The 22,635-nt window shown below is 60.2% G+C and carries 21 protein-coding genes; 6 read left to right on the top strand and 15 right to left on the bottom strand.

What is annotated here, in order from left to right:
• Window positions 1-27 precede the first annotated feature (27 nt).
• From ruvC to ACIOVD_RS04670, 6 genes are all read right to left on the bottom strand, one after another.
• Window positions 28-552 (bottom strand): crossover junction endodeoxyribonuclease RuvC, encoded by a 525-nt coding sequence (gene ruvC, locus ACIOVD_RS04695; RefSeq protein ID WP_008147379.1) that lies wholly within the window; start codon window positions 550-552, stop codon window positions 28-30.
• A 190-nt stretch (window positions 553-742) separates the two neighbouring features.
• Entirely contained in the window at window positions 743-1,489 is a 747-nt protein-coding gene (locus ACIOVD_RS04690; RefSeq protein WP_095165683.1) for a YebC/PmpR family DNA-binding transcriptional regulator, read from the bottom strand.
• Between the two features lie 113 nt (window positions 1,490-1,602).
• The gene (gene aspS / locus ACIOVD_RS04685) at window positions 1,603-3,378 is read right to left on the bottom strand and encodes an aspartate--tRNA ligase (RefSeq protein ID WP_401126375.1); all 1,776 of its coding nucleotides are present in this window, start codon (window positions 3,376-3,378) and stop codon (window positions 1,603-1,605) included.
• Between the two features lie 107 nt (window positions 3,379-3,485).
• Window positions 3,486-3,707 (bottom strand): FmdB family zinc ribbon protein, encoded by a 222-nt coding sequence (locus tag ACIOVD_RS04680; RefSeq protein ID WP_010457489.1) that lies wholly within the window; start codon window positions 3,705-3,707, stop codon window positions 3,486-3,488.
• Window positions 3,708-3,884: 177 nt separating this feature from the next.
• Window positions 3,885-4,220, bottom strand: a complete 336-nt coding sequence (locus ACIOVD_RS04675; RefSeq protein ID WP_095165686.1) for a ribbon-helix-helix domain-containing protein — start codon at window positions 4,218-4,220, stop codon at window positions 3,885-3,887.
• 294 nt (window positions 4,221-4,514) lie between these two features.
• Window positions 4,515-4,988: a Dps family protein gene (locus ACIOVD_RS04670; protein WP_095165688.1), complete on the bottom strand. Its 474-nt coding sequence runs from the start codon at window positions 4,986-4,988 to the stop codon at window positions 4,515-4,517.
• Window positions 4,989-5,368: 380 nt separating this feature from the next.
• Here ACIOVD_RS04670 and ACIOVD_RS04665 point away from each other — a divergent pair, with 380 nt between their 5' ends.
• Window positions 5,369-5,974 (top strand): cold-shock protein, encoded by a 606-nt coding sequence (locus ACIOVD_RS04665; protein ID WP_095165690.1) that lies wholly within the window; start codon window positions 5,369-5,371, stop codon window positions 5,972-5,974.
• A gap of 94 nt (window positions 5,975-6,068) precedes the next feature.
• On the opposite strand, the gene ACIOVD_RS04660 is transcribed toward ACIOVD_RS04665, so the two are convergent.
• Window positions 6,069-6,275, bottom strand: coding sequence for a SlyX family protein (locus ACIOVD_RS04660; protein ID WP_159997633.1), 207 nt, complete (start codon window positions 6,273-6,275; stop codon window positions 6,069-6,071).
• 3 nt (window positions 6,276-6,278) lie between these two features.
• A complete protein-coding gene (locus ACIOVD_RS04655; RefSeq protein ID WP_095166122.1) occupies window positions 6,279-6,704 on the bottom strand; it encodes an HIT domain-containing protein in 426 nt (141 codons plus the stop codon).
• 910 nt (window positions 6,705-7,614) lie between these two features.
• Between ACIOVD_RS04655 and ACIOVD_RS04650 the strand changes: the two genes are divergently transcribed.
• Window positions 7,615-8,913 (top strand): OprD family porin, encoded by a 1,299-nt coding sequence (locus tag ACIOVD_RS04650; protein WP_159997635.1) that lies wholly within the window; start codon window positions 7,615-7,617, stop codon window positions 8,911-8,913.
• A 247-nt stretch (window positions 8,914-9,160) separates the two neighbouring features.
• Here ACIOVD_RS04650 and ACIOVD_RS04645 read toward each other — a convergent pair whose 3' ends face one another.
• Both ACIOVD_RS04645 and ACIOVD_RS04640 read right to left on the bottom strand, forming a co-directional pair.
• Complete coding sequence (locus ACIOVD_RS04645) at window positions 9,161-9,997, bottom strand: mechanosensitive ion channel family protein (protein WP_095165695.1); 837 nt, start codon at window positions 9,995-9,997, stop codon at window positions 9,161-9,163.
• Window positions 9,998-10,133: 136 nt separating this feature from the next.
• Window positions 10,134-10,619 carry a YajQ family cyclic di-GMP-binding protein gene (locus tag ACIOVD_RS04640; protein ID WP_095165697.1) on the bottom strand — a complete coding sequence of 162 codons (486 nt, stop codon included), beginning with the start codon at window positions 10,617-10,619 and terminating at the stop codon, window positions 10,134-10,136.
• A 144-nt stretch (window positions 10,620-10,763) separates the two neighbouring features.
• On the opposite strand from ACIOVD_RS04640, the gene ACIOVD_RS04635 reads away from it, so the two are divergent.
• The 3 genes from ACIOVD_RS04635 to ACIOVD_RS04625 are packed head-to-tail and all read left to right on the top strand — an operon-like array spanning window position 10,764 to window position 14,347.
• The gene (locus ACIOVD_RS04635; protein ID WP_401126371.1) at window positions 10,764-11,681 is read left to right on the top strand and encodes a putative 2-dehydropantoate 2-reductase; all 918 of its coding nucleotides are present in this window, start codon (window positions 10,764-10,766) and stop codon (window positions 11,679-11,681) included.
• A gap of 45 nt (window positions 11,682-11,726) precedes the next feature.
• Entirely contained in the window at window positions 11,727-13,763 is a 2,037-nt protein-coding gene (locus ACIOVD_RS04630; protein ID WP_095165700.1) for an ATP-binding protein, read from the top strand.
• A gap of 2 nt (window positions 13,764-13,765) precedes the next feature.
• Window positions 13,766-14,347: a cob(I)yrinic acid a,c-diamide adenosyltransferase gene (locus ACIOVD_RS04625; protein WP_095165702.1), complete on the top strand. Its 582-nt coding sequence runs from the start codon at window positions 13,766-13,768 to the stop codon at window positions 14,345-14,347.
• A gap of 96 nt (window positions 14,348-14,443) precedes the next feature.
• Here ACIOVD_RS04625 and ACIOVD_RS04620 read toward each other — a convergent pair whose 3' ends face one another.
• From ACIOVD_RS04620 to secA, 4 genes are all read right to left on the bottom strand, one after another.
• Window positions 14,444-15,388: a Nudix family hydrolase gene (locus tag ACIOVD_RS04620; protein ID WP_401126368.1), complete on the bottom strand. Its 945-nt coding sequence runs from the start codon at window positions 15,386-15,388 to the stop codon at window positions 14,444-14,446.
• A complete protein-coding gene (locus tag ACIOVD_RS04615; RefSeq protein ID WP_401126366.1) occupies window positions 15,385-16,017 on the bottom strand; it encodes a glutathione S-transferase family protein in 633 nt (210 codons plus the stop codon). The genes ACIOVD_RS04620 and ACIOVD_RS04615 overlap by 4 nt, the downstream gene beginning before the upstream one ends.
• 100 nt (window positions 16,018-16,117) lie before the next feature.
• Window positions 16,118-17,335, bottom strand: a complete 1,218-nt coding sequence (argJ, locus tag ACIOVD_RS04610; RefSeq protein WP_320332901.1) for a bifunctional glutamate N-acetyltransferase/amino-acid acetyltransferase ArgJ — start codon at window positions 17,333-17,335, stop codon at window positions 16,118-16,120.
• A 138-nt stretch (window positions 17,336-17,473) separates the two neighbouring features.
• A complete protein-coding gene (gene secA / locus ACIOVD_RS04605; protein ID WP_401126364.1) occupies window positions 17,474-20,209 on the bottom strand; it encodes a preprotein translocase subunit SecA in 2,736 nt (911 codons plus the stop codon).
• A 307-nt stretch (window positions 20,210-20,516) separates the two neighbouring features.
• Here secA and ACIOVD_RS04600 point away from each other — a divergent pair, with 307 nt between their 5' ends.
• A complete protein-coding gene (locus ACIOVD_RS04600) occupies window positions 20,517-20,972 on the top strand; it encodes a DUF721 domain-containing protein (RefSeq protein ID WP_095165711.1) in 456 nt (151 codons plus the stop codon).
• 123 nt (window positions 20,973-21,095) lie between these two features.
• Here the strand turns inward: ACIOVD_RS04600 and ACIOVD_RS04595 are convergent, their stop codons facing one another.
• The gene (locus ACIOVD_RS04595) at window positions 21,096-22,583 is read right to left on the bottom strand and encodes a helicase HerA-like domain-containing protein (RefSeq protein ID WP_320332902.1); all 1,488 of its coding nucleotides are present in this window, start codon (window positions 22,581-22,583) and stop codon (window positions 21,096-21,098) included.
• Between the last annotated feature and the right edge of the window lie 52 nt (window positions 22,584-22,635).

Raw genomic sequence — 22,635 nt, 5'->3', positions numbered from 1 at the left:
AAAATCTCGTGGGTGGATGCTATCAGATCACAGGCGCAGGCGACCGCCACGACTGCGCGCCGTCCCCAGCCCATGGGGCAACAGGCTGGAGCGGGTATGGGCATGGCAAATGGCAATGGCCAGGGCGTCCGAGGCATCGATTTGCGGTTTGCTGGTGAGCTTGAGCATATGCATGACCATCATCTGCACCTGCTCCTTGTTGGCTGCACCGGTACCGGTGACCGCCTGTTTGACCTGGGTAGCGGTGTATTCGGCGATCTCCAGGCTCTCTTCGGCCCCCGCGACAATCGCCGCGCCACGGGCCTGGCCGAGCTTCAGCGCGGAATCGGCGTTGCGGGCCATGAAGACCTTCTCGATACCCATGGTCACAGGACCGTAGGTCTGGATCACCTCACGCACGCCGCGATAAACAATTTGCAACCGTTCATGTAACTCACCGCTGCCGGTGCGAATACAACCCGACGCCACATACACGCAGCCACGACCGGTATCGCGTACCACGCCATAACCGGTAATGCGTGAACCGGGGTCGATACCAAGAATTAATGTCATAACGCCTGCGGGTTAAGAGAGTGAGGCCAGCATAGAGTAGGCTGTGCCGGATGCACACTTTGTAGCCCTACCGAGAACCCTGTGGGAGCCGGGCTTGCCCGCGATAGCGGTAGAACATTCAACATCAATGTCGAGCCTGCCGACGTCATCGCGGGCAAGCCCGACTCCCACACTAGATCTGCGTCGCCCTTCAGCCGAGCTGTTGGGCCACCGACTCGGGGATGTCCGCATTGGAATAGACGTTCTGCACGTCATCCAGGTCTTCGAGCATGTCGATCAGCTTGAGCACCTTCTCGGCGCCTTCCAGGTCCAGTTCGGCGCTGGTGGTTGGCAGCATCACGATTTCCGCATCATCGGCCTTGAAGCCCGCCGCTTCCAGAGCGTTGCGCACGGCATAAAAACCGGCAAACGAGGTGAATACGTCGATTGAACCGTCTTCGTTGGTCACCACGTCGTCGGCATCAGCCTCCATCGCGGCTTCCATCAAGGCGTCTTCGTCGATACCCGGGGCAAAGGAGATCTGCCCCTTGCGTTCGAACAGGTAAGCCACCGAGCCATCCGTGCCCAGGTTGCCGCCACACTTGCTGAAGGCGTGTCGAACCGCCGCCGCCGTGCGGTTGCGGTTATCGGTCATGCACTCGACCATCACCGCCACGCCACCGGGGCCATAACCTTCGTAGCTCAGTTCGACCATGTCATCGGTGTCGGCAGCGCCGGCCCCACGGGCCACGGCGCGATCGATGATGTCACGGCTCATGTTCGCGCCCAGGGCCTTGTCCAGGGCCAGTCGCAGCCGTGGGTTGGAGCCAGGATCGCCGCCGCCCTGACGGGCCGCGACTGTCAGCTCACGAATCCACTTGGTGAAAATCTTGCCTTTCTTGGCATCCTGACGTTCTTTGCGGTGCTTGATGTTCGCCCACTTGGAATGACCCGCCATAACTCGCTCCGAATTCTCTTTAAAACAATGCCCGCACACCCTGGAAGGCGAGCGGGCAATACACGCTGGATCTGACCCCTGGCGTATCCAGGGATACGCCAGGGTGGCCAGCCTTACTCAGCCTTTGGCTGCTCGCGCAAACGGATGTGCAGCTCGCGCAGAGCCTTGGCATCCACCAGGCCCGGGGCCTGGGTCATCACGCATGCCGCGCTCTGGGTTTTCGGGAACGCGATCACTTCACGGATCGACTGGGCGCCGGTCATCAGCATCACCAGACGGTCCAGGCCAAAGGCCAGGCCGCCGTGGGGCGGTGCGCCGTACTTCAGGGCGTCCAGCAGGAAGCCGAATTTCTCTTCCTGTTCCGCTTCGCTGATACCCAGCAGGCGGAATACCGATTGCTGCATTTCCTTGCGGTGGATACGGATCGAACCGCCACCCAGTTCGGTGCCGTTGAGTACCATGTCATAGGCACGCGACAGCGCGGTCGCCGGGTTGGCTTCCAGCTCTTGCGGCGTGCACTTCGGTGCGGTGAACGGGTGGTGCAAGGCGGTGAAGCTGCCGTCGTCGTTCTCTTCGAACATCGGGAAGTCGACAACCCACATCGGTGCCCACTTGCAGGTCAGCAGGTCCAGGTCATTACCGACCTTGATCCGCAATGCGCCCAGGGCTTCACTGACGATCTTGGCTTTGTCGGCACCGAAGAACACGATGTCGCCGTCAACTGCGCCAACGCGATCGAGGATCACATTGAGGTTAGCTTCAGGAATGTTCTTGACGATAGGCGACTGCAGGCCTTCGACGCCCTTGGCGCGCTCGTTGACCTTGATGTACGCCAGGCCCTTGGCACCGTAGATGCCGACGAACTTGGTGTAGTCGTCGATCTGCTTGCGCGGCATGCTCGCTGCACCAGGAACGCGCAGTGCGGCAATCCGGCATTTCGGATCGTTGGCCGGGCCGCTGAAGACTTTGAAATCGACTTCTTTAAGCTGGTCGGCAACGTCTACCAGTTCCAGCGGGTTACGCAGGTCCGGCTTGTCGGAACCGTAACGGCGCATGGCTTCTTCGAAGGTCATGTGCGGGAATTCACCGAATTCCAGATCCAGCACTTCCTTGAACAGGTTGCGGATCATTTTTTCGGTGATGCCCATGATCTCGTTTTCATCGAGGAAACTGGTTTCGATGTCGATCTGGGTGAATTCCGGCTGGCGGTCAGCGCGCAGGTCTTCGTCACGGAAGCACTTGGCGATCTGGTAGTAGCGGTCGAAGCCAGCGACCATCAGCAGTTGCTTGAACAGCTGTGGTGATTGCGGCAACGCAAAGAACGAACCGGCGTGGGTACGGCTCGGGACCAGATAGTCACGAGCGCCTTCTGGCGTGGCGCGGGTCAGGATCGGCGTCTCGACGTCGAGGAAGCCGTTCTCGTCGAGGAAGCGACGAATGCTGGTGGTCATGCGCGAACGCAGGCGCAGCTTCTCGAGCATTTCCGGGCGACGCAGGTCGAGGAAGCGATAACGCAGGCGGGTTTCTTCGCCGACGTCGGAGAACTCGTTGAGTGGGAACGGCGGGGTTTCCGCTTCGTTCAGCACTTCAAGCTCGTAACCCAGGACTTCGATCATGCCCGAGGCCATGTTGGCGTTGGTGGCACCGGCCGGACGCAGGCGTACCTTGCCGGTGATCTTGACCACGTATTCGCTGCGCACGCGATCGGCGGCGGCGAAGCTCTCGGCGCGATCCGGATCGAATACCACTTGGGCCAGACCATCACGATCACGGATATCGAGGAAAATCACCCCGCCGTGGTCACGACGACGATGGACCCATCCGCAAAGGGTAATTTCCTGACCTTCCAGGCTTTCGTTCAGTTGGCCGCAATAATGGCTGCGCATCATGGTAGTGGTTTCACTTCTCGTAATTCGAAATTCGATGGGAGGTCTTGCTGCACCGCCGCACTTGAATGAAGTGCCAGATAATGCAAGAGCTCGGTGTGTCGTTCAACTTAGTCAGCTTTGTCGCCACCGGCCAGATTCTTCTTCGACCCGGTCTTGAAGTCGGTTTCGTACCAACCGGTACCGCTCAGGCGGAAGCCCGGCATCGACAACATTTTTTTCAGTTCGGGTGCCTGGCAGGCAGGGCAGTCGACCAACGGTGCTGCGCTGATCTTCTGAATGGCTTCCAACTGATGACCACAGGAAGCACATTGATAGTCGTACATCGGCATGGGGTTGTCTCGGCGATCAGGTTCATCCCGCGCAAACAATGGGTTTGGCGGCAAAGAGCGGGATTATATCGATTAAATCGAGCCTGTGCAGCCGTAACGCTGCACAGGGACCGCATCCGGGGCAGATGGACGGCCGGCACTTGGGCGTGCCGGCCGTCCTGCCCCGACACCCCTGCGTCATTCAACGCCCACAGCACCCTGGTTCAAGCTGTGCACTACACACATCACCCGGACCAGGCCACTGAAGTTCTTCACCCCGCCATGACGCAGATGTACTTCGCGATCAACCCGGGACAGCAAGGCGTTGACCGAACAGCAATTATTCCTCGCAATACTGCCCAGGATATTCCAGTAGACCTGCTCCAGCCGCAGGCAGGTGGCGAACCCATTCAAGCGCACCGACCTGGCCTGCGGCTGTGCCAGGCCCATGTCAAACTCACGAACGAAGGGATCAATCTTTATATCCTGAGGCCTAGCAACTTCATCGGCTTCTGACGCTAAGATTCCAATCATATAACTGACACTCCTTTGCCATTCCATTTATAACAACGCTCCGTGTCGCTATAAAAACGTAAGCAAAAACATATTTCCATATGCCTTTATAACCACTGATGTAGGACAAGCCGACAGCAGCAACAAGACTATTAACACTCCCCTACGTGCAACAACGAAACGGAAAGACGGCGCAGGAAGAGTCCCGCAAGAGCCTGGGAAACGCGCCATCAACACCCGGGAGCTTTCATAGGTCCGGGCACGACACCCCACGCTGATGGTGCCGACAAGCCGACACCATCAGCCAGGCAGGGACTACTGGCCGTCCAACAGCGAGCGCAGCATCCAGGCAGTTTTCTCATGAACTTGCATGCGTTGCGTGAGCAGATCTGCGGTGGGTTCGTCGCTGACTTTTTCCAGCAGCGGGAATATCCCGCGTGCTGTACGGGTGACCGCTTCCTGCCCCTGGACAAGTTGCTGGATCATCTCTTCGGCGCTGGGCACCCCCTCCTCTTCTTTAATGGAGGAAAGTCGCGCGTAGATTGAATAGGCGCCAGGGGCCGGAAAACCCAATGCACGAATACGCTCGGCAATCAGGTCCACGGCCAGGGCCAACTCGTTGTATTGTTCTTCGAACATCAAATGCAGGGTACGAAACATCGGCCCTGTGACATTCCAGTGGAAGTTATGGGTTTTCAGATAGAGCACATACGTGTCCGACAGCAAGCGCGAAAGCCCATCGACGATGGACTTGCGATCCGTCTCGCTGATACCAATATCAATTGCCATGCTGTTCCCCTTGTCGGTGATGAAGTCCGTTGCACAGGTGCGCCCTCACTGTAGCAAGAGTCCCGGCTCTGTGCCGGTCGCGCCGGTGATGACCGATCGGCGCCCGTAAATACGGCTTGAAGCGTCTAAAACAAGCCTTCGGCCACCACCGCCCGACGCCCTCGTGCAAATCGCCGGCCACCCCGGAGCACGCGCCCTCCGCGCTGATTTGAGAAGGTACGGTCTTTGCTGTTAAATAGACGCCGTGTCACTGCCGCTATTTCCCCGCGTGCTGTGCATAGGCTGATACCGGGTGCGTGTCCACCGCCTCCCATTGTTCAGAAGCGAACCGTACTCAATCAGCTCTTCCTTGCGATCCGTCTTAACGTGAGTCAATTAAAATGTTGAAAATCGTCCACCTGCTAACGGGCGCAGCAGCTTTGCTGTTGTCCTTCATTCCTAGCTTGCGAACCGAAGCCGTACCTTACCTGCAACAACCTGACGCGCTGTACCTGGCGTTCTTCGGTCTGCTCAACCTGACCCTCGCTCCGGTGATCCCGTACTGGAACAAAGGTCCTCGCCATCAACTGCAAAACCTGGTCAGCGCCTTGCTGGTGCTTGCCGTTGTCCTGCAAACCCTGACCCTGCTGGCACCGATGCCGGAAATCGGCGGTCACCCCGCGGTGCTGTTCAGCCTGATCGTTGCATTGGTCGCAGTCCTGCTGCATCTGGCCACCAGCTTCTACAAGTCTTCACCCGCTGCCGCGACTCATCAGAACTACGACATGACCAACCGGGATACCGGCACCGTGAAGTGGTTCAACACCTCCAAGGGTTTCGGTTTCATTTCCCGCGACTCCGGGGATGATATTTTTGTGCACTTTCGCGCCATTCGTGGCGAGGGTCACCGCGTCCTGGTCGAAGGCCAGCGCGTGGAGTTCTCGGTGATGAACCGGGATAAAGGCCTGCAAGCGGAAGACGTGATCGCGGCCCTGCCGCGTCGCTGATCCCGACCTCGTTACCCGCTCGAAAAAAAACCGCGATGCAGCCAGGCTGCTCGCGGTTTTTTATTGCCTGCCAATCGGTATTGGCCACTGACACTCAATAGTGCGGCGGCGGCGCGTCCTCTTCGAACGTCTCGAACTGGCCGGCCATTTCTTCCTGACGCTTGAGCAGCGCGTTCATCTGCAACTGCAGTCGCTCGACAACCCGCTGCTGGGTCACCAACACATCATTCATCGCCTCGATGGCGTCATCCTGAAACGCCAGGCGACTTTCCAGGTCCATAACGCGCTCTTCCAGGCTCATGACTCAACCCTCCAGAAACGTGAAACCATCGCTCAACACCAGACGCAGGCGCTCACGAATCGCCGCCACTTGCTCGGCGGTATAGGGGCGTGCCGGGTGCTTGCCCCAGACCGGAGCCGGCCAGGCAGCGTCCTCACGTTTACGCACGATGACATGCATGTGCAACTGACTGACCACATTACCCAAGGTCGCCACATTCAACTTGTCGGCGTCGAACGAATCCTTGAGTGTTTCGGCCAACAGTGTTGTTTCCCGCCACAACTGCTGTTGATCGGCCGCCTCTAACTGAAACAACTCACTGATATCCGCACGGCGCGGAACCAGGATGAACCAGGGATAATTCGAGTCATTGGACAACAGCAAGCGGCTGAGCGGGAAATCCCCAATGGTCAGGGTGTCTTGTTCAAGTCGTGAATCCAAAGCAAACACCGCGGGCACTCCTGCATAGTCGATGATTGGGGCCTGGCGCCAGCCCTCGAGGCTGCTGCGCCGGCCATACATGCGCAGCATACCCGCGAACCCGATGCGGTTCACGGCGAAAAATCAGCGCCACGCGCGCCAACCCAGGCGCCATGCCGCGCGCTACCCGGCAAACGCTCCAACACAGAACATTTATCACCCGCACGCACCATGACGGAACTACCGCCCTGCCGCCCCAACAGCGCCACCCCCTCCTGGACCCGGGCCAACCCCGGCAAAAGTGTGAAGCCCATGCAAATGCCGAAAAAAAACCGGCAAAAATTCCATCCACGTCTAAGCTGATTTCTCCGAGCATCCGCCGTTTACACACCCCAAAGGGTGAACCGGTAACATTTTGTGTTCTCACCCATGCACAGTCATGGTGCAACACCAGAAGAGCTACGGAGTCAAGCGCAAACAAAACGGTCTCGAAGACCCCGTGTTTATTCGGTTTTGTGAGTTAAAACGGGCGTTTCAGAAAAAACCGCAGGCAAAAAGCCGATTTGTGCACGCTTGTTGCATTCATTCCCACATCGTCTATAAGGCGTCCGCTGGAAGTGGAACCCTTTAGACCCATAACAATAGCGGCACGGAAGCCCACGGAGATTCAAGTGCAAGACAAGGACACTTTTTCTGACGTACAAGCCTTGTAAAACAGCGCTGAAGTTGTCAGTCCGAATGCACAGATTTTGCAAAAATACGACCTCCAACGCGCATATTGCGACAGGGCCGTAAAGAAGCTGAAAGGTTGAAAGCGCAAGTATCGCCAACATTGTCGGCGTGATATAAGTTTGCGCCGACACAAAAAGAAAGAGCCGCCCAGATAAAAAAACAGGTGGGACGGCAGAACTCTTCAAAAAAACCAAAGGAGCAAATCACGATGCGCGTGATGAAGTGGAGCATGATCGCACTGGCTGTTTCAGCAGGCACCTCGCAGTTCGCAATCGCGTCCTCCCAGGACGAAGCCAAAGGCTTTATTGAAGACCAAAGTCTGAAAGCCAAGACTCGTATCGAGTACATGAACCGCGACTTCCGTAACGGTGCTGGCAACATTGCCAAGCCAGGTGGCGGCTACAAGAGCGGCTATCGTCAGGACACCGGTATCAGCGAACTGATTACCTACGAGTCCGGCTTCACTCAAGGCACCATCGGCGTAGGTCTGGACGCCATGGTAATGGGTACTGCCAAGCTTGATGGCGGTGCAGGTCGTGCTGGTAACGGTCTGTTTGCCCGCGACAGCGATGGCAACCCGGAAGATACCCAATCGAAAAGCGGCGCGGCAATCAAGTTCCGTCTCTCCGACACCACTCTGAAATACGGCCGTCAATTCGTTGCCAGCCCGGTTTTCTCGACTGACGACAGCCGCCTGCTGCCAGAAGTTGCTGAAGGCACCATCATCACCAGTAAAGAAATCAAGGGCCTGGAAGTCAACCTGGGTCGCTTGACTGCGCTGAGCTCGCAGACTGGCATGGGCAAGGACAGCATCAACGGTGCACACACACCTGGCCTGACCAGCGCCAACATCGGTGGTGCTACCTACCAGTTCACCGATAACTTCGTAGCCGGCTTTGCTGCTTCCGACGTAGACGACTACTTCAAGAAGCAATACATCAACGCCAACTACACCCTGCCGATCAATGACGATCAGTCGCTGAACTTCGACCTGAACGCCTACAAAACCAAAGACCAGGGTGCAGCGCTGTACGGCCCTCTGGACAACAAACTGTGGAGCTTGGCAGCTGCCTACAGCCTGGGCGCGCACAAATTCACCCTGGGCTACCAGCAGTCCTCCGGTGACACCAACTACCTGTACGGCGTTGATGGTAACGGCACGATCTTCGTAGCCAACTCCATCCAGATCTCCGACTTCATCGGCAAGGACGAGAAGTCGTACCAGGCTCGTTATGACCTGAACATGGCCACCTACGGCGTGCCTGGCCTGAGCTTCATGTCCCGTTATGTCTACGGTAACAACATCGATACCGCCAGCGGTTCCGAAGGTAAGGAACACGAATTCAACTTCGAAACGAAGTATGTGTTCCAGGAAGGTCCGGCCAAGGATCTGTCCCTGCGTCTGCGTAGCGCAATCTACCGTGCAAACAACGCTTACAACGCTGAATACACCGCCGACAACAACGACGTGCGTATCATCGCTGAATACCCTCTGAACATTTTGTAATCAGTGGTTATTGCCTAGCGTCTTGAGCCTGGCTCAAATAAAAGCCCCTCACCTGAAAAGGTGGGGGGCTTTTTTATTGCAACTTGATGACAAGTACAAACATTCATCAGGAACGATTTGATAGCAAGCTAATAGTAAGCACGCACTCTATTTGCAAACTACCGATATAAAAAAACCCAAGGGGTTTATCGCCCCTTGGGTTCTAACTCACTGCCTGGCCAGCAAGCCAAGCTGTAGAGCTTTTACTTTACGCAGTTTCTTGAACTACTCGAATCACGCGCTGCGGAAACGGAATATCAATACCCGCCGCTTTCAAGCGATCACGGGAGTGTTCATTAAAGTGGAACATCACATCCCAGTAGTCTGCGGTCTTCACCCAGACTCGCAGCGATAGTGTGATCGAGCTGTCACCCAGGACCGAAACCACGGCCACCGGCTCAGGATCGGCCAGTACCCGCGCATCCTTGGCCAGTTCCAGCAGTACGGCACGCGCCTTCTGCAGGTCCGCTTCATAGTCCACGCCCACATCGAACACGACTTTGCGAGTCAACTGACGGTTGGTGTTGGTGATGATGCCGTTGGACAGCACGCCGTTAGGCACGATGACTGTCTTGTTGTCGCCAGTACGGATGATCGTGTGGAAGATCTGGATGCTGTCGACAGTACCCGCCGTGCCCTGGGCTTCAATGAAGTCGCCGATACGGAACGGGCGGAACAGCAGAATCAGCACCCCACCGGCGAAGTTCGCCAGGCTGCCTTGCAACGCCAGGCCAATGGCCAGGCCTGCGGCACCGATGGCAGCAACAAAGGAGGTGGTCTCGACACCGATCATCGACGCGACACTGACGACCAGCAGTACCTTGAGGACGATGTTCGCCAGGCTGCTGATAAACCCCTGCAAAGCCAGGTCGGCATTGCGCAGCGCCAGCAGTTTGCCGACCTTGTGGGTCAGCTTGTTGATCAACCACCAGCCAATGGCCAGGGTAAGGACCGCCAGCAGCACCCGGCTGCCGTATTCCATGATCATCGGGATCCAGGCCTGGGAAGCCTTGACCAGGTTGTCCACTTCAGCGTTCAAATCCATCTTTCTCTCCTGATTCCCGGCTACCCGGCACTTAAAAACCAAGCAGCAGAAAGATCGAACCGTTCAGGGCTCAATCATTTCTGCTGTTGCTTGGGCCTCGGACGTCAATTACGCCGAGAGGTTCCCCGATGACTGATCAGTCGCGGAAGTTGTTGAACTGCAGCGGCATGCCGAATTCCTTGGCGCGCAATGCGGCGATCGCATCTTGCAGGTCATCGCGCTTCTTGCCGGTGATGCGTACCTGCTCGCCCTGGATGGCGGCCTGGACCTTGAGCTTGGCGTCCTTGACGTGAGCCACGATCTTCTTCGCCAGCTCTTTGTCGATGCCTTCCTTGAGGACGGCTTCCTGCTTCACCAGCTTGCCGGAGGCGTAGGCGTCCTTGACCTCAAGGCACTGTACGTCGATCTTGCGCTTGACCAGCGCCAGCTTGAGGATCTCGATCATCGCCTCGAGCTGGAAGTCGGCCTCGGCGGTCAGGTTGACGGTCAGGTCCTTTTCCTTGAACTCGAAGCTGCCTTTGCCTTTCAGGTCATAACGACGGTCGAGTTCCTTGACGGCGTTTTCGACCGCGTTGGTGACTTCGTGTTTGTCCAGTTCGGATACCACGTCGAACGACGGCATGTAATCTCTCCAATAAAAAATGGCCGCGCACAATAACTCAGGTGCACGCCTGGCTTGCGGTTAAAATCCGCGCTGATTATAACGGGTCTTGCCCATTCGAATCTGCGAGCCGCACATGCACCTGCCAATCAGAGCACAAAACTGATGTCGACCACCTGGCATATCCTCGGCGCAGGCAGCCTCGGCACCCTGTGGGCCACTCGCCTGGCGCGCGCCGGCCTGCCGGTGCGGTTGATCGTGCGCGATAGGGCACGCTTGCAGGCATATCAGGCGGCCGGCGGCCTGACCCTGGTGGAACAGGGCCAGGCCCAGCGTTATCCGGTGCCGGCCGAAACCCTCGACAACGACGCGCCGATCGAGCGCCTGCTGGTGGCTTGCAAGGCCTACGACGCCGAGGCCGCCGTCGCGCAACTGGCCCATCGCCTGACCCCTGACGCCGAGTTGATCCTGCTGCAGAACGGCCTCGGCAGCCAGGACGCCGTCGCCGCACGGGTGCCCCAGGCGCGCTGTATTTTTGCCTCAAGTACCGAAGGCGCGTTTCGTGATGGCGATTGGCGGGTGGTGTTCGCCGGCCATGGCTACACCTGGCTCGGCGATAGCAGCCACCCAGTGGCACCGATCTGGCTCGACGACCTTGATGCCGCCGGCATCCCCCATGCCTGGAGCGTGGACATCCTGACCCGACTGTGGCGCAAACTGGCGCTCAACTGTGCGATCAATCCGTTGACGGTGCTCCACGATTGCCGCAATGGCGGCCTGCAGCAGCACCAGTGCGAAGTCGCCACCCTGTGCAGCGAACTTGCCCAGTTGCTCGAACGCTGTGGCCAGCCCGCGGCGGCGCAAGACCTGCAGCAGGAAGTCGAGCGGGTGATCCTGGCCACCGCAGCCAACTACTCGTCCATGTACCAGGACGTGGCCAACCAGCGCCGCACCGAAATCAGCTACCTGCTGGGCCACGCCTGCGAGGTCGCCACACGCCACCAACTGGTGCTGCCACACCTCAACCAGCTGCAGCAGCGCCTGATGGCCCACCTGCTCACACGCGGATTGCCCAGCGACTGAGCAGCGGCTACGCTGGCCTCCTGTTCTACTTCAGCGACGACCCCGATGCCCTTGCGCCAGCGCCTTGAAAACCTACCGGTCGGCCAGAAACTGCTGGCTGCCCTGTTGGTGCTGTTGATCACCGTCCTGCTGGTGGCCAACCTGACCTTTATCAGCGCCGCCTATTGGATCTCCCAGGAAAGCATGGCGCCACAAGCCCTGCAGACCATCGGCCGATTGGTCGCCAACCCGTCGATCGCCAGCCAGGCCCTGAACTCGCCCGCGGATGGGGAAAAACTGCTCAACGAACTCAACAGCTATACGCCGTTGCGCGCCGCCGCGCTGTACGACGCCCAGGGTCGACTGTTGGCCCAGGTGCAACGGGGCGACCCCCTTGAGCTGCCCAAGCGCTATCGCCATATCGAAGGCTGGCAAGCCACCGAGTTTCGCAGTAATCAAGTGATCACCCTGCTGCGCCCGGGCCAGGAGCCCGGTCATTTGCTGCTGGTGGCCAGTAGCGAATTGCCGGTGGCGTTCTACACGGGCACGTTCACCGCCAGCCTGGGGATCCTGATTTTCAGCGTGCTGCTGTGGCTGCTGATCGCCCAGCAGATCAAACGCCTGATTACCCAGCCCATCCATCAACTCGAAGAGCTGTCGCGCCAGGTCACCCGCGAGGAGAACTACGCACTGCGTGCCTCCCGGGGCAACCTCGATGAAATCGGCAGCCTCGCCGAAGCCTTCAACACCATGCTTTCGCGTATCGAAGCCCGTGAACAACAACTCAAGCGCGCCCGCGACGACTCCCAGGCCGCCTACGACCAGGCCCAGGGCCTCGCCGAGGAAACCCGGCACACCAACCGCAAGCTGGAGCTGGAAGTCCAGGTACGCAGCAAGATCGAGAAGAAGCTCACCGGGTTCCAGAACTACCTCAACAGCATCATCGACTCCATGCCCTCGGCGTTGATCGCCCTCGATGAGCAACTTTACGTGACCCAGTGGAACCAGGAGGCCAGCGCGCTTTCCGGGACCCGCCTGGACGAAGCGCTGAACCAGCCGATCTTCCTCGCCTTTGAGCCGCTCAAGCCGTTCCTGCCGCAGCTCAAGGAAACCGTCGAGCAGCACAGCGTGGTCAAGATCGAACGGGTCACCTGGGTCAAGGACGATGAAGCCAAGCACTACGCCCTGACCTTCTATCCGCTGATGGGTGGGGCTGGGCGCGGCGTGGTGATTCGGATCGACGACATCACCCAGCGCCTGTCCCTGGAAGAAATGATGGTGCAGTCGGAGAAGATGCTTTCGGTCGGCGGCCTGGCGGCGGGCATGGCCCACGAAATCAACAACCCCCTGGGCGCCATCCTGCACAACGTGCAAAACATCCGCCGGCGCCTGTCGAACGAGTTGCCAAGAAACCTCGAGACCGCCGAGCAGGTTGGTGTCGAACTGGATAACGTCAATCAGTACCTGCAAAGCCGGGAAGTCCCACAACTGCTGGATGGCATCCAGCAGGCCGGAGCCCGCGCCGCGAAGATCGTCACCCATATGCTCAGCTTCAGCCGCCGCAGCAACCGGCAGATGGCCCCTTGCGACCTGCCGGCCCTGATCGACCAGGCCGTGGAGATCGCCGGCAACGACTTCGACCTGGCCATTGGCTTCGACTTCAAGGGCCAGGCCATCATTCGCCAGTTCGACCCGCAACTGGGGCCGGTGCCCGGCACTGCCAACGAGCTGGAACAAGTGCTGCTCAACCTGCTGAAAAACGCAGCCCAGGCGATTCACCTGCGCGAAGACGACAGCGAACCCGGGCGCATCATCCTGCGCACCCGCCTGAACCCGCCCTGGGCCGAGATCCAGGTCGAAGACAACGGTATCGGCATGAGCGAAAACGTGCGCAAACGCACCTTCGAACCCTTCTTCACCACCAAGGAAATCGGCCAGGGCACAGGCCTGGGGCTTTCGGTGTCGTACTTCATCATCACCAACAACCACAAAGGCCAGATGGAAGTGCAGTCGACCCTGGGCCAAGGCACCTGCTTCACTTTGCGCCTACCCCTGGCCGGCTCCCCCCTCGCCTCTCACGAACTCAAACAACTGGAGCGCTAAGCATGGGCTTTCGCCTGTCGAAGATTTACACCCGCACCGGCGACGCCGGGGAAACCGGGCTGGGCGACGGTCGCCGCGTGCCCAAGGACCATCCGCGCGTCGAAGCCATCGGCGAAGTCGACACCCTCAACAGCCAGCTCGGCCTGCTGCTGGCGGCACTGGCGGAGCAGAGCGAGGTCTATCCTGGCCTGAGGCAAGTCAGCGAAGTCCTGGAGCCGTGCCAGCATCGCCTGTTCGACCTCGGTGGCGAACTGGCGATGCCGGTGTACCAGGCACTGAATGGGGCGGAAGTCGAACGCCTGGAGTCGGCCATCGATAGCTGGAACGAGGAACTGGGGCCACTGGAGAATTTCATTTTGCCAGGTGGCTCGGCGCTGATCGCCCAGGCCCACGTCTGCCGCAGCCTGGCCCGCAGTGCCGAACGCCGTTGCCAGCAGTTGAATGCAATCGAGCCTTTGGCCGGGGTGGGCCTGGCCTACATCAATCGTTTGTCGGATCTGCTGTTCGTGGCGGCACGCCTGATTGCCAAGCGCCAGGGGGTCAGCGAGATTCTGTGGCAGGCGGCGGCTAAACCAGAGGCTTAGCCCCGTAGATTAGCCGCGTATTCAAGGCCGTCATCGCGGGCAAGCCCGCTCCCACAATAGGAGCGGCTTGCCCGCGAAGAGGCCCGCAACACCCCATCAGGCCTCAGGCCAGAACGCCCGAATCCCTGCGACACCCTGGGCCCCTGCGTCCCAGGCCTTCTGCCGTTCTTCAGGACCGACCCCGCCCAGCAGGAACACCGGCTTGCTGAAACCGGCGATCAACTGCGAAGCCTGCTCCCAGCCCAATGGCACAGCGTCAGGATGAGTCTGGGTTGGTTGCACCGGCGACAGGGTGACAAAGTCCACGCCCATCTGCTCGGCCAGGCTCAACTCCTCGGCGCTGTGACAGGACGCCGCCAACCAGCGCGAAGCCGGCAGCGGACGCCCGGCACTGGCGTACTTGCGCAGTTGTGCCGCCGTGATGTGCCAACCGGCCGAGGGGAAATCCCCCAACCACTCGAACGGCCCCTTGAGCATCAATTGTGCCTTGCCAGCGCACAAGCCCACCGCATCCACCGCCAGATCGCGGTACTTGGGGTCGTAACCGTTGGGGGCCCGCAGCTGGATCAGCTTGATGCCGCCGGCGATGGCTTTCTGGATTCCGCGCAGTAGGGCCGGGGTTTCCAGGTCCTCTGGGGTAATCAGATATTCAGCGGGCAAGCGCGCCGCCGCAACGATCGGCTGGTTGGCCGCGGGAAACTCGTAGTCGCCCAGCTCCCGTGCAGTGACCCAGGCCAATGGCTGGCCTTCGGCACCGTGGGGTTCGCCGTTGAAGGCCGACACCTCCCAGACGTCCAGCAGCACCTGCTTATCGGGATAATCATGCTGGACCTTGATCAACGGCCGCGCGGCCGTGACGCCGATACCCAGCTCCTCCTGCAATTCGCGGGCGAGCGCGGCCTGAACCGACTCGCCCTCCTCGACCTTGCCCCCGGGAAACTCCCAAAGACCGCCCTGGTGCTGGCTATCGGCGCGACGCGCGATCAGGATCTTGCCGCTGGCATCGCGGATCACCGCTGCGGCTACATGGACTCGTTTCACCGCGCTACTTCCTCCAGGCCGGCTTGCTGCCAGGCCTTGAAGGCTGGCCATTGGTAAATCGTCTCGACATAGGCCGCGTCGGCCGCCGGCAGTTCGACCCGATAGGTGCGCAAACGCACGGCAATCGGGGCAAAAAACGCATCGACCAGGCTGACCGTGCCGAACAGGAACGGCCCGGCTTCAGTGGCGGCGGCGCGGCACTCGGCCCACAGCGCCAGCATCCGCTGGATCTCTGCCTGCACCTCGGCCGGCATCGGCGTCAGTGGCGCGTCACGGCTCAGGTCAAACGGCATGTTGCCGCGCATGGCAAAAAAGCCGCTGTGCATCTGTGCACACGCCGAACGCGCCTGGGCGCGAGCAGCGATGTCCTTGGGCCAGAGCCCAGCATCCGGGAAACGCTCGACCAGGTACTCGGCTATCGCCAGCGAGTCGGCAATGGTCCCGTGCTCGGTCTTGAGCAGAGGCACCTTGGCCGTCGGCGAATGCTTGAGCAGCCGCTCACGGGTATCGGGCTGGTTGAGTTTGATCAGTTCTTCGGTGTAGGTCGCGCCAGCGAGATCCAGTGCCAGGGCACCGCGCAGGGACCAGGAGGAATGCAGTTTGTCGCCGATGATCAGGTGGTAGCTCATGTTCGGGGACCTTTGGCTGAGGGGACAAGTGGGAGGCCTGCGGCCTCCATCGCGGGCAAGCCTTGCTCCTATAGGAGGAGCAAGGCTTGCCCGGAGTGCGTCAGGTGCGGTATTCGGCGTTGATCTTCACGTATTCGTGGGACAGGTCGGTGGTCCAGATGGTTTCGCTGCAGTCACCACGGCCCAGTTCGATGCGAATGGTGATTTCCTCACGCTGCATCACCGCCGAGCCCTGGGCTTCGGTGTAGCTGGCTGCGCGTGCGCCACGGCTGGCGATGCACACTTCGCCAAGGAACACGTCGATCTTGCTCACGTCCAGGTTCGGCACGCCGGCACGGCCGACAGCGGCGAGGATCCTGCCCCAGTTCGGGTCGGAGGCGAACAGCGCGGTCTTGATCAGCGGCGAGTGCGCCACGGTGTAGCCGACGTCCAGGCATTCCTGGTGATTGCCACCGCCGTTGACTTCTACGGTGACGAACTTGGTCGCCCCTTCGCCGTCACGCACGATGGCCTGCGCCACGTCCATGCACACCTCGAACACCGCTTGCTTGAGCGCCGCGAACAACGGACCGCTGGCCTCGGTGATTTCCGGCAGGGCCGCCTGGCCGGTGGCGATCAGCATGCAGCAGTCGTTGGTCGAGGTATCGCCATCGATGGTGATGCGGTTGAACGACTTGTTCGCGCCGTCCAGCAGCAGGTTCTGCAGCACTTCGCGGGACACCTTGGCGTCGGTGGCGATGTAGCCCAGCATGGTCGCCATGTTCGGACGAATCATCCCGGCGCCTTTGCTGATGCCGGTTACGGTGATGGTCACGCCGTCGTGCTGGAACTGCCGGCTGGCGCCCTTGGGCAGGGTGTCAGTGGTCATGATCCCGGTGGCCGCGGCTTCCCAGTTGTTTTGCGACAGGTCATCGAGGGCCGCTTGCAACGCGCCTTCGATCTTCTCCACCGGCAGCGGTTCGCCGATCACCCCAGTGGAGTACGGCAGCACTTGGCTCGCGTCGACGCCGGTCAGTTGGGCCAGTTTGGCGCAGGTCCGCTCGGCGGCCGCCAGGCCCGGCTCACCGGTGCCAGCGTTGGCGTTGCCGGTGTTGGTCAGCAAGTAACGCACCGCGCCCTGGACCCGTTGCTTGGCCAGGATCACCGGCGCGGCGCAGAAGGCGTTCAAGGTGAACACCCCGGCGACGGTCGAGCCTTCGACACAGCGCATGACCACGACATCCTTGCGCCCAGGGCGCTTGATGCCAGCCGAAGCGATACCGAGTTCAAAACCGGCAACCGGGTGCAACGTAGGCAAAGGACCAAGACCAACAGCCATGAATGCGCTCCTCACTAGATAATGTCTGCACCCGGATCGCCACGCTTTTCGGTGCGCGGCGTTGGTGCTTCGAATGGTAAAACGCCGCGACGGCTGATGCCGGTCGCGGCGCGGGTATTTCAGCGTTGACGACGGGTTTTACTGGATCTGCCCGTGGCAATGCTTGAACTTCTTGCCCGAACCGCAGTAGCACAGCTCGTTGCGGCCCAGCTTCTGCTCGTTGCGTACCGGCGCGGTGGCGAGGGCCACATCGACCTCTTCACCCAACAGCTCCGGTTGCTCCAGGCCAGGCGCTTCGTCGTGCAGGAACTGCATGCGGGCGGCCAGCGCCTCGGCTTCCTGACGCAGGCGTTGCTCTTCTTCGATCGGATCTTCGCGGCGTACCTGAACGTGGGACAGGACCCGGATCGAGTCGCGCTTGATCGAATCCAGCAGCTCGGAGAACAGCGTGAACGACTCGCGCTTGTATTCCTGCTTCGGGTTCTTCTGGGCGTAGCCACGCAGGTGGATACCGTGACGCAGGTGGTCCATGGTCGACAGGTGGTCTTTCCACAGGTCGTCCAGCACGCGCAACACGATTTGCTTCTCGAAGGTGCGCAGGGCTTCGGCGCCCGCCTGGTCTTCTTTTTCGTTGTAGGCGGTGATCAGCTCTTGCATCAGCTTCTCGCGCAGGGTCTCTTCGTACAGGTGATCGTCTTCGTCGAGCCATTGCTGGATCGGCAGCTTCACCCCGAAACCGCTTTCCAGTTCTGCTTCCAGACCGGCAACGTCCCACTGTTCAGGCAGCGACTGCGGAGGAATGTGCGCCGAAACGGTGGCGTTGAGTACGTCCTGGCGGAAGTCGGCGATGGTCTCACCGATGTTGTCGGCGGCCAGCAACGTGTTACGCATGTGATAGATCACTTTACGCTGTTCGTTGTTGACGTCGTCGAACTCCAGCAATTGCTTGCGGATGTCGAAGTTACGACCTTCAACCTTGCGCTGGGCCTTTTCGATGGCGTTGGTCACCATGCGGTGCTCGATCGCTTCGCCAGGCTGCATGCCCAGGGCCTTCATGAAGTTTTTCACCCGGTCAGAGGCAAAAATACGCATCAGGCTGTCTTCCAGCGACAGGTAGAAGCGGCTGGAGCCGGCATCACCCTGACGACCGGCACGACCACGCAACTGGTTGTCGATACGGCGCGATTCGTGACGTTCCGAGGCAATCACCTGCAGGCCGCCCGACTCGAGCACTTGCTGGTGACGCTTCTGCCAGTCGGCCTTGATCTGGGCGATCTGTTCCGGCGTCGGGTTTTCCAGGGAAGCTACTTCCACTTCCCAGTTACCGCCCAACAGGATGTCGGTACCACGACCGGCCATGTTGGTGGCAATGGTCAGCGCGCCTGGGCGACCGGCCTGGGCAATGATCTCGGCTTCCTTTTCGTGGAACTTGGCGTTCAGAACCTTGTGCTCGATGCCTTCCTTATCGAGCAAGCGCGACATGTGCTCGGAAGTTTCGATGGTCGCGGTGCCCACCAGAACCGGGCGCCCCGCGGCCATGCTTTCCTTGATGTCGGCGACGATGGCGGCGTACTTCTCGTCCGCGGTGAGGAACACCAGGTCGTTGTAGTCTTTACGCGCCAGCGGCTTGTTCGGCGGGATGACCATGACCTGCAGGCCATAGATCTGATGGAATTCGAACGCTTCGGTGTCGGCTGTACCGGTCATGCCGGACAGTTTGTTGTACAGACGGAAGTAGTTCTGGAAGGTGGTCGATGCCAGGGTCTGGCTCTCGGCCTGGATGTTCAGGTTTTCCTTGGCCTCGATGGCCTGGTGCAGGCCTTCGGACAAACGACGGCCCGGCATGGTACGGCCGGTGTGTTCGTCGACCAGGACTACCTGGCCATCCTGCACGATGTATTCGATGTTGCGGTGGAACAGCTTGTGCGCGCGCAGGCCGGCATACACGTGGGTCAACAGACCCAGGTTGTGCGCCGAGTACAGGCTCTCGCCTTCAGCCAGCAGGCCGATGCGGGTCAGCACTTCTTCGATGTATTGGTGACCGGCTTCGTTGAGTTCGACCTGGCGGGTCTTCTCGTCGACGCTGTAGTGACCGGCCTTGGTGACGACGCCTTCCACTTCCTCGACATGCAGCTCCAGTTGCGGGATCAGCTTGTTGATCTCGATGTAGAGCTTGGAGCTGTCTTCGGCCTGACCGGAAATGATCAGTGGGGTACGGGCTTCGTCGATGAGGATCGAGTCGACTTCGTCGATCACGGCAAAATTGAGTTCGCGCTGGAATTTTTCTTCCATGCTGAACGCCATGTTGTCGCGCAGGTAGTCGAAACCGAATTCGTTGTTGGTGCCGTAGGTGATGTCGCAGGCGTAGGCCGCGCGCTTTTCTTCCGGCGGCTGGAACGGCGTGACCACGCCGACCGTCAGGCCGAGGAATTCATAGAGCGGACGCATCCAGTTGGCATCGCGGCGGGCCAGGTAGTCGTTCACCGTGACCACGTGCACGCCTTTGCCGGACAGTGCGTTGAGGTAAACGCCCAGTGTCGCCACCAGGGTCTTGCCTTCACCGGTACGCATTTCGGCAATCATGCCTTCGTGCAAGGTCATGCCGCCGATCAACTGGACGTCGAAGTGGCGCATGCCCATGACGCGCTTGCCGGCTTCGCGGGCTACCGCAAAGGCCTCTGGCAGCAGCTTGTCGAGGGTCTCCCCTTTGGCGAAGCGGGCCTTGAACTCGTCTGTCTTGGCACGCAATTGATCGTCCGAAAGGGCCACCATTCGCTCTTCGAAGGCATTGACGAGTTGCACCGTCTTGAGCATGCGTTTGACTTCACGCTCATTCTTGCTTCCAAAAAGTTTCTTTAACAAAGGCGCAAACATATCGGCAGGATCTTCCACACTAAAGGGATGGAGGGCGGCCCCGTGAGTCGCCCGAGCAGCCCTCATGGCCGCATGCGAACGAGCATTCTACCCGGAAACGATGGTGAGGAAAGTGGCGTTATTCCACGATGCTGGCACAGCGTTGTGACGGGGCTCACTTAAAATAAGGGCTTTTTACTGAACTTCAAGCCATTTGCAGCAGAAGTTACTCATTGATTTAATGAGTAAAGCGGTAACAAAGCAATGGCTCGGGCGGATCCGGCGCTTTCTGCTACCATGGCGGCTCTGTTACTTCAGGTGTCTGATCATGGCATTTCGCCCTCTTACGGCCAGAGCACCCGCCGTTCTGCTACGCGAAGCCAAACCGTTAAAAGCCATATTTGGCCACGCACAACGCCTGGGTCATCTGCAGCGCTTGCTCGAAAGCCAATTACAGCCGGCAGCCCGCGAACATTGCCACGTCGCCTCCTGGCGCGAAGGCAGCCTGCTGTTGATCGTCACCGACGGACACTGGGCCACCCGCTTGCGCTACCAGCAAAAACGCCTGCAACGTCAATTGCAGGCCTTCGACGAGTTCGCCAGCCTGACGCGGATTCTGTTCAAGGTTCAACCGCCCACCGTGCAGCAAGGAGCGGCCGGCCACACCATGGACCTGTCCAGTGACGCGGCGGCCACCATCCAGGCCACGGCCGACGGGATTACCGATCCCAATCTGCGAGCAGCCCTGGAGCGCCTGGCGGCACACGCCAAGCCCAAGGCCTGAGCACAATTCATTTATGAAGGTGGGAGCAGGCTAGCGATAACGCTAGACCCGCCACCTTTGCGGTGACACGGCGAAAGCCATCACGAGCAAGCGGAGCGCCGCCCGGCGCTCCGACAAACACCGTCAGCGACGCTTGCTGCCCCCCAGTAACGATCCCATCAACCCGCGCACCAACTGCCGGCCCAACTGGTTAGCCGCCTGGCGCATCGCCGACTTCAGCGCTTGCCCGGCGGCGGTGCCGAGAAACTCGCCGGCCTGCTCAGTGAAGCTCGGCCCCTCTGCAGCCGGCTTGTCCGGCACGGCCTCGGCCTCCGGTGCCAGGCCCTTGCGCCCCACCAGCACTTCATAGGCCGACTCGCGGTCGATCGGCTTGTCGTAACGCCCGACCAACGGTGAGCTGGCAATCAGCGCGGCACGTTCAGCTTCGCTCAATGGCCCGATACGCGATTGCGGCGGCGCCACCAGCACCCGCTGGACCATCTCCGGCGTGCCCTTCTCTTGCAGGGTCCCGACCAATGCCTCGCCAATCCCCAGGTCGGTCAGCACTTGCAGGGCGCTGAACGCCGGGTTGGGGCGGAAACCGTCCGCCACCGCCTTCAGGGATTTCTGCTCCTTGGCGGTAAATGCCCGCAACCCGTGCTGGATGCGCAAACCCAGCTGGGCCAGCACGTCATCCGGCAAGTCGCCCGGCGACTGGGTGACGAAATACACCCCCACGCCCTTGGAACGGATCAACCGCACCACCTGCTCCAAGCGTTCCTGCAAGGCCTTGGGCGTGCCGGCAAAGAGCAAGTGCGCCTCATCGAAAAACAACGCCAGCAACGGTTTCTCGGCGTCGCCGCGCTCCGGCAGTTGCTCGAACAGTTCGGCCAGCAACCACAGCAGGAAGGTCGCGTAGACCTTCGGCGCCTCATGCACCAGGCGGCTGGCGTCCAGCAGATGGATGCGCCCGCGACCATCGCTGGCCGGGGCGAGGATGTCCTGCAGTTGCAACGCCGGCTCGCCGAACAGCGCCTCGGCGCCCTGCTGCTCCAAGGTGGCCAGGCGCCGCAACAGCGCCTGGCTGGAACCGGTGGTCATCAGGGCGGCGTCATCGCCGAGCAGTTCGGGGTTGTCCTTGAGGTGGTTGAGCAGGGCCTTGAGGTCCTTGAGGTCCAGCAGCAACAAGCCCTCGCGATCGGCCACCTTGAAGGCGGCATACAGCGCCGACTGCTGGCTGTCCGTCAACTCCAGCAGGCTGCCGAGCAACAACGGGCCCATTTCACTCAAGGTTGTACGCAACGGATGACCAGACTGCCCGTGGATATCCCACAACGTCACTGGATAGGCCGCCGGCTGGTAGTTGAGCCATGGCATGCCGGCAATCCGCTCGGCCACCTTGCCCTGGGGATTGCCCGCCGCCCCCAGCCCGCAGAGGTCGCCCTTGATGTCAGCGGCAAACACCGCGACCCCGGCATCACTGAACGCCTCTGCCAGGCGTTGCAGGGTGACGGTCTTTCCGGTCCCGGTGGCGCCCGCCACCAATCCGTGGCGGTTGGCCAGGCGCATGGCCTGGGCAATCGGCTGGCCTTGAAGGTCGGCACCAATAACGAGTTTTAATGAATCAGGCATTTTGTCACCCATGATTAAGCTTTGGTCCTACACAGCCGATAGAGATAAGCGA

The organism is Pseudomonas sp. NPDC087626, assembly GCF_044743405.1.
Lineage (GTDB): Bacteria > Pseudomonadota > Gammaproteobacteria > Pseudomonadales > Pseudomonadaceae > Aquipseudomonas.
Note: the sequence above shows the minus strand (reverse complement) of the source record. Positions and strands in the feature narration are given on the sequence as shown.

Bases quoted from the DNA above. Each gene is read 5' to 3' on its own strand.
- ruvC (WP_008147379.1), bottom strand. From the start codon at position 552: ATGACATTAATTCTTGGTATCGACCCCGGTTCACGCATTACCGGTTAT.
- ACIOVD_RS04665 (WP_095165690.1), top strand. From the start codon at position 5,369: ATGTTGAAAATCGTCCACCTGCTAACGGGCGCAGCAGCTTTGCTGTTG.
- ACIOVD_RS04635 (WP_401126371.1), top strand. From the start codon at position 10,764: ATGTCGACCACCTGGCATATCCTCGGCGCAGGCAGCCTCGGCACCCTG.
- ACIOVD_RS04600 (WP_095165711.1), top strand. From the start codon at position 20,517: ATGGCATTTCGCCCTCTTACGGCCAGAGCACCCGCCGTTCTGCTACGC.
- ACIOVD_RS04630 (WP_095165700.1), top strand. From the start codon at position 11,727: ATGCCCTTGCGCCAGCGCCTTGAAAACCTACCGGTCGGCCAGAAACTG.
- ACIOVD_RS04625 (WP_095165702.1), top strand. From the start codon at position 13,766: ATGGGCTTTCGCCTGTCGAAGATTTACACCCGCACCGGCGACGCCGGG.
- ACIOVD_RS04650 (WP_159997635.1), top strand. From the start codon at position 7,615: ATGCGCGTGATGAAGTGGAGCATGATCGCACTGGCTGTTTCAGCAGGC.
- aspS (WP_401126375.1), bottom strand. From the start codon at position 3,378: ATGATGCGCAGCCATTATTGCGGCCAACTGAACGAAAGCCTGGAAGGT.
- ACIOVD_RS04615 (WP_401126366.1), bottom strand. From the start codon at position 16,017: ATGAGCTACCACCTGATCATCGGCGACAAACTGCATTCCTCCTGGTCC.
- ACIOVD_RS04595 (WP_320332902.1), bottom strand. From the start codon at position 22,583: ATGCCTGATTCATTAAAACTCGTTATTGGTGCCGACCTTCAAGGCCAG.
- ACIOVD_RS04645 (WP_095165695.1), bottom strand. From the start codon at position 9,997: ATGGATTTGAACGCTGAAGTGGACAACCTGGTCAAGGCTTCCCAGGCC.
- ACIOVD_RS04640 (WP_095165697.1), bottom strand. From the start codon at position 10,619: ATGCCGTCGTTCGACGTGGTATCCGAACTGGACAAACACGAAGTCACC.
- argJ (WP_320332901.1), bottom strand. From the start codon at position 17,335: ATGGCTGTTGGTCTTGGTCCTTTGCCTACGTTGCACCCGGTTGCCGGT.
- ACIOVD_RS04670 (WP_095165688.1), bottom strand. From the start codon at position 4,988: ATGGCAATTGATATTGGTATCAGCGAGACGGATCGCAAGTCCATCGTC.
- ACIOVD_RS04680 (WP_010457489.1), bottom strand. From the start codon at position 3,707: ATGCCGATGTACGACTATCAATGTGCTTCCTGTGGTCATCAGTTGGAA.
- ACIOVD_RS04675 (WP_095165686.1), bottom strand. From the start codon at position 4,220: ATGATTGGAATCTTAGCGTCAGAAGCCGATGAAGTTGCTAGGCCTCAG.
- ACIOVD_RS04660 (WP_159997633.1), bottom strand. From the start codon at position 6,275: ATGAGCCTGGAAGAGCGCGTTATGGACCTGGAAAGTCGCCTGGCGTTT.
- ACIOVD_RS04690 (WP_095165683.1), bottom strand. From the start codon at position 1,489: ATGGCGGGTCATTCCAAGTGGGCGAACATCAAGCACCGCAAAGAACGT.
- secA (WP_401126364.1), bottom strand. From the start codon at position 20,209: ATGTTTGCGCCTTTGTTAAAGAAACTTTTTGGAAGCAAGAATGAGCGT.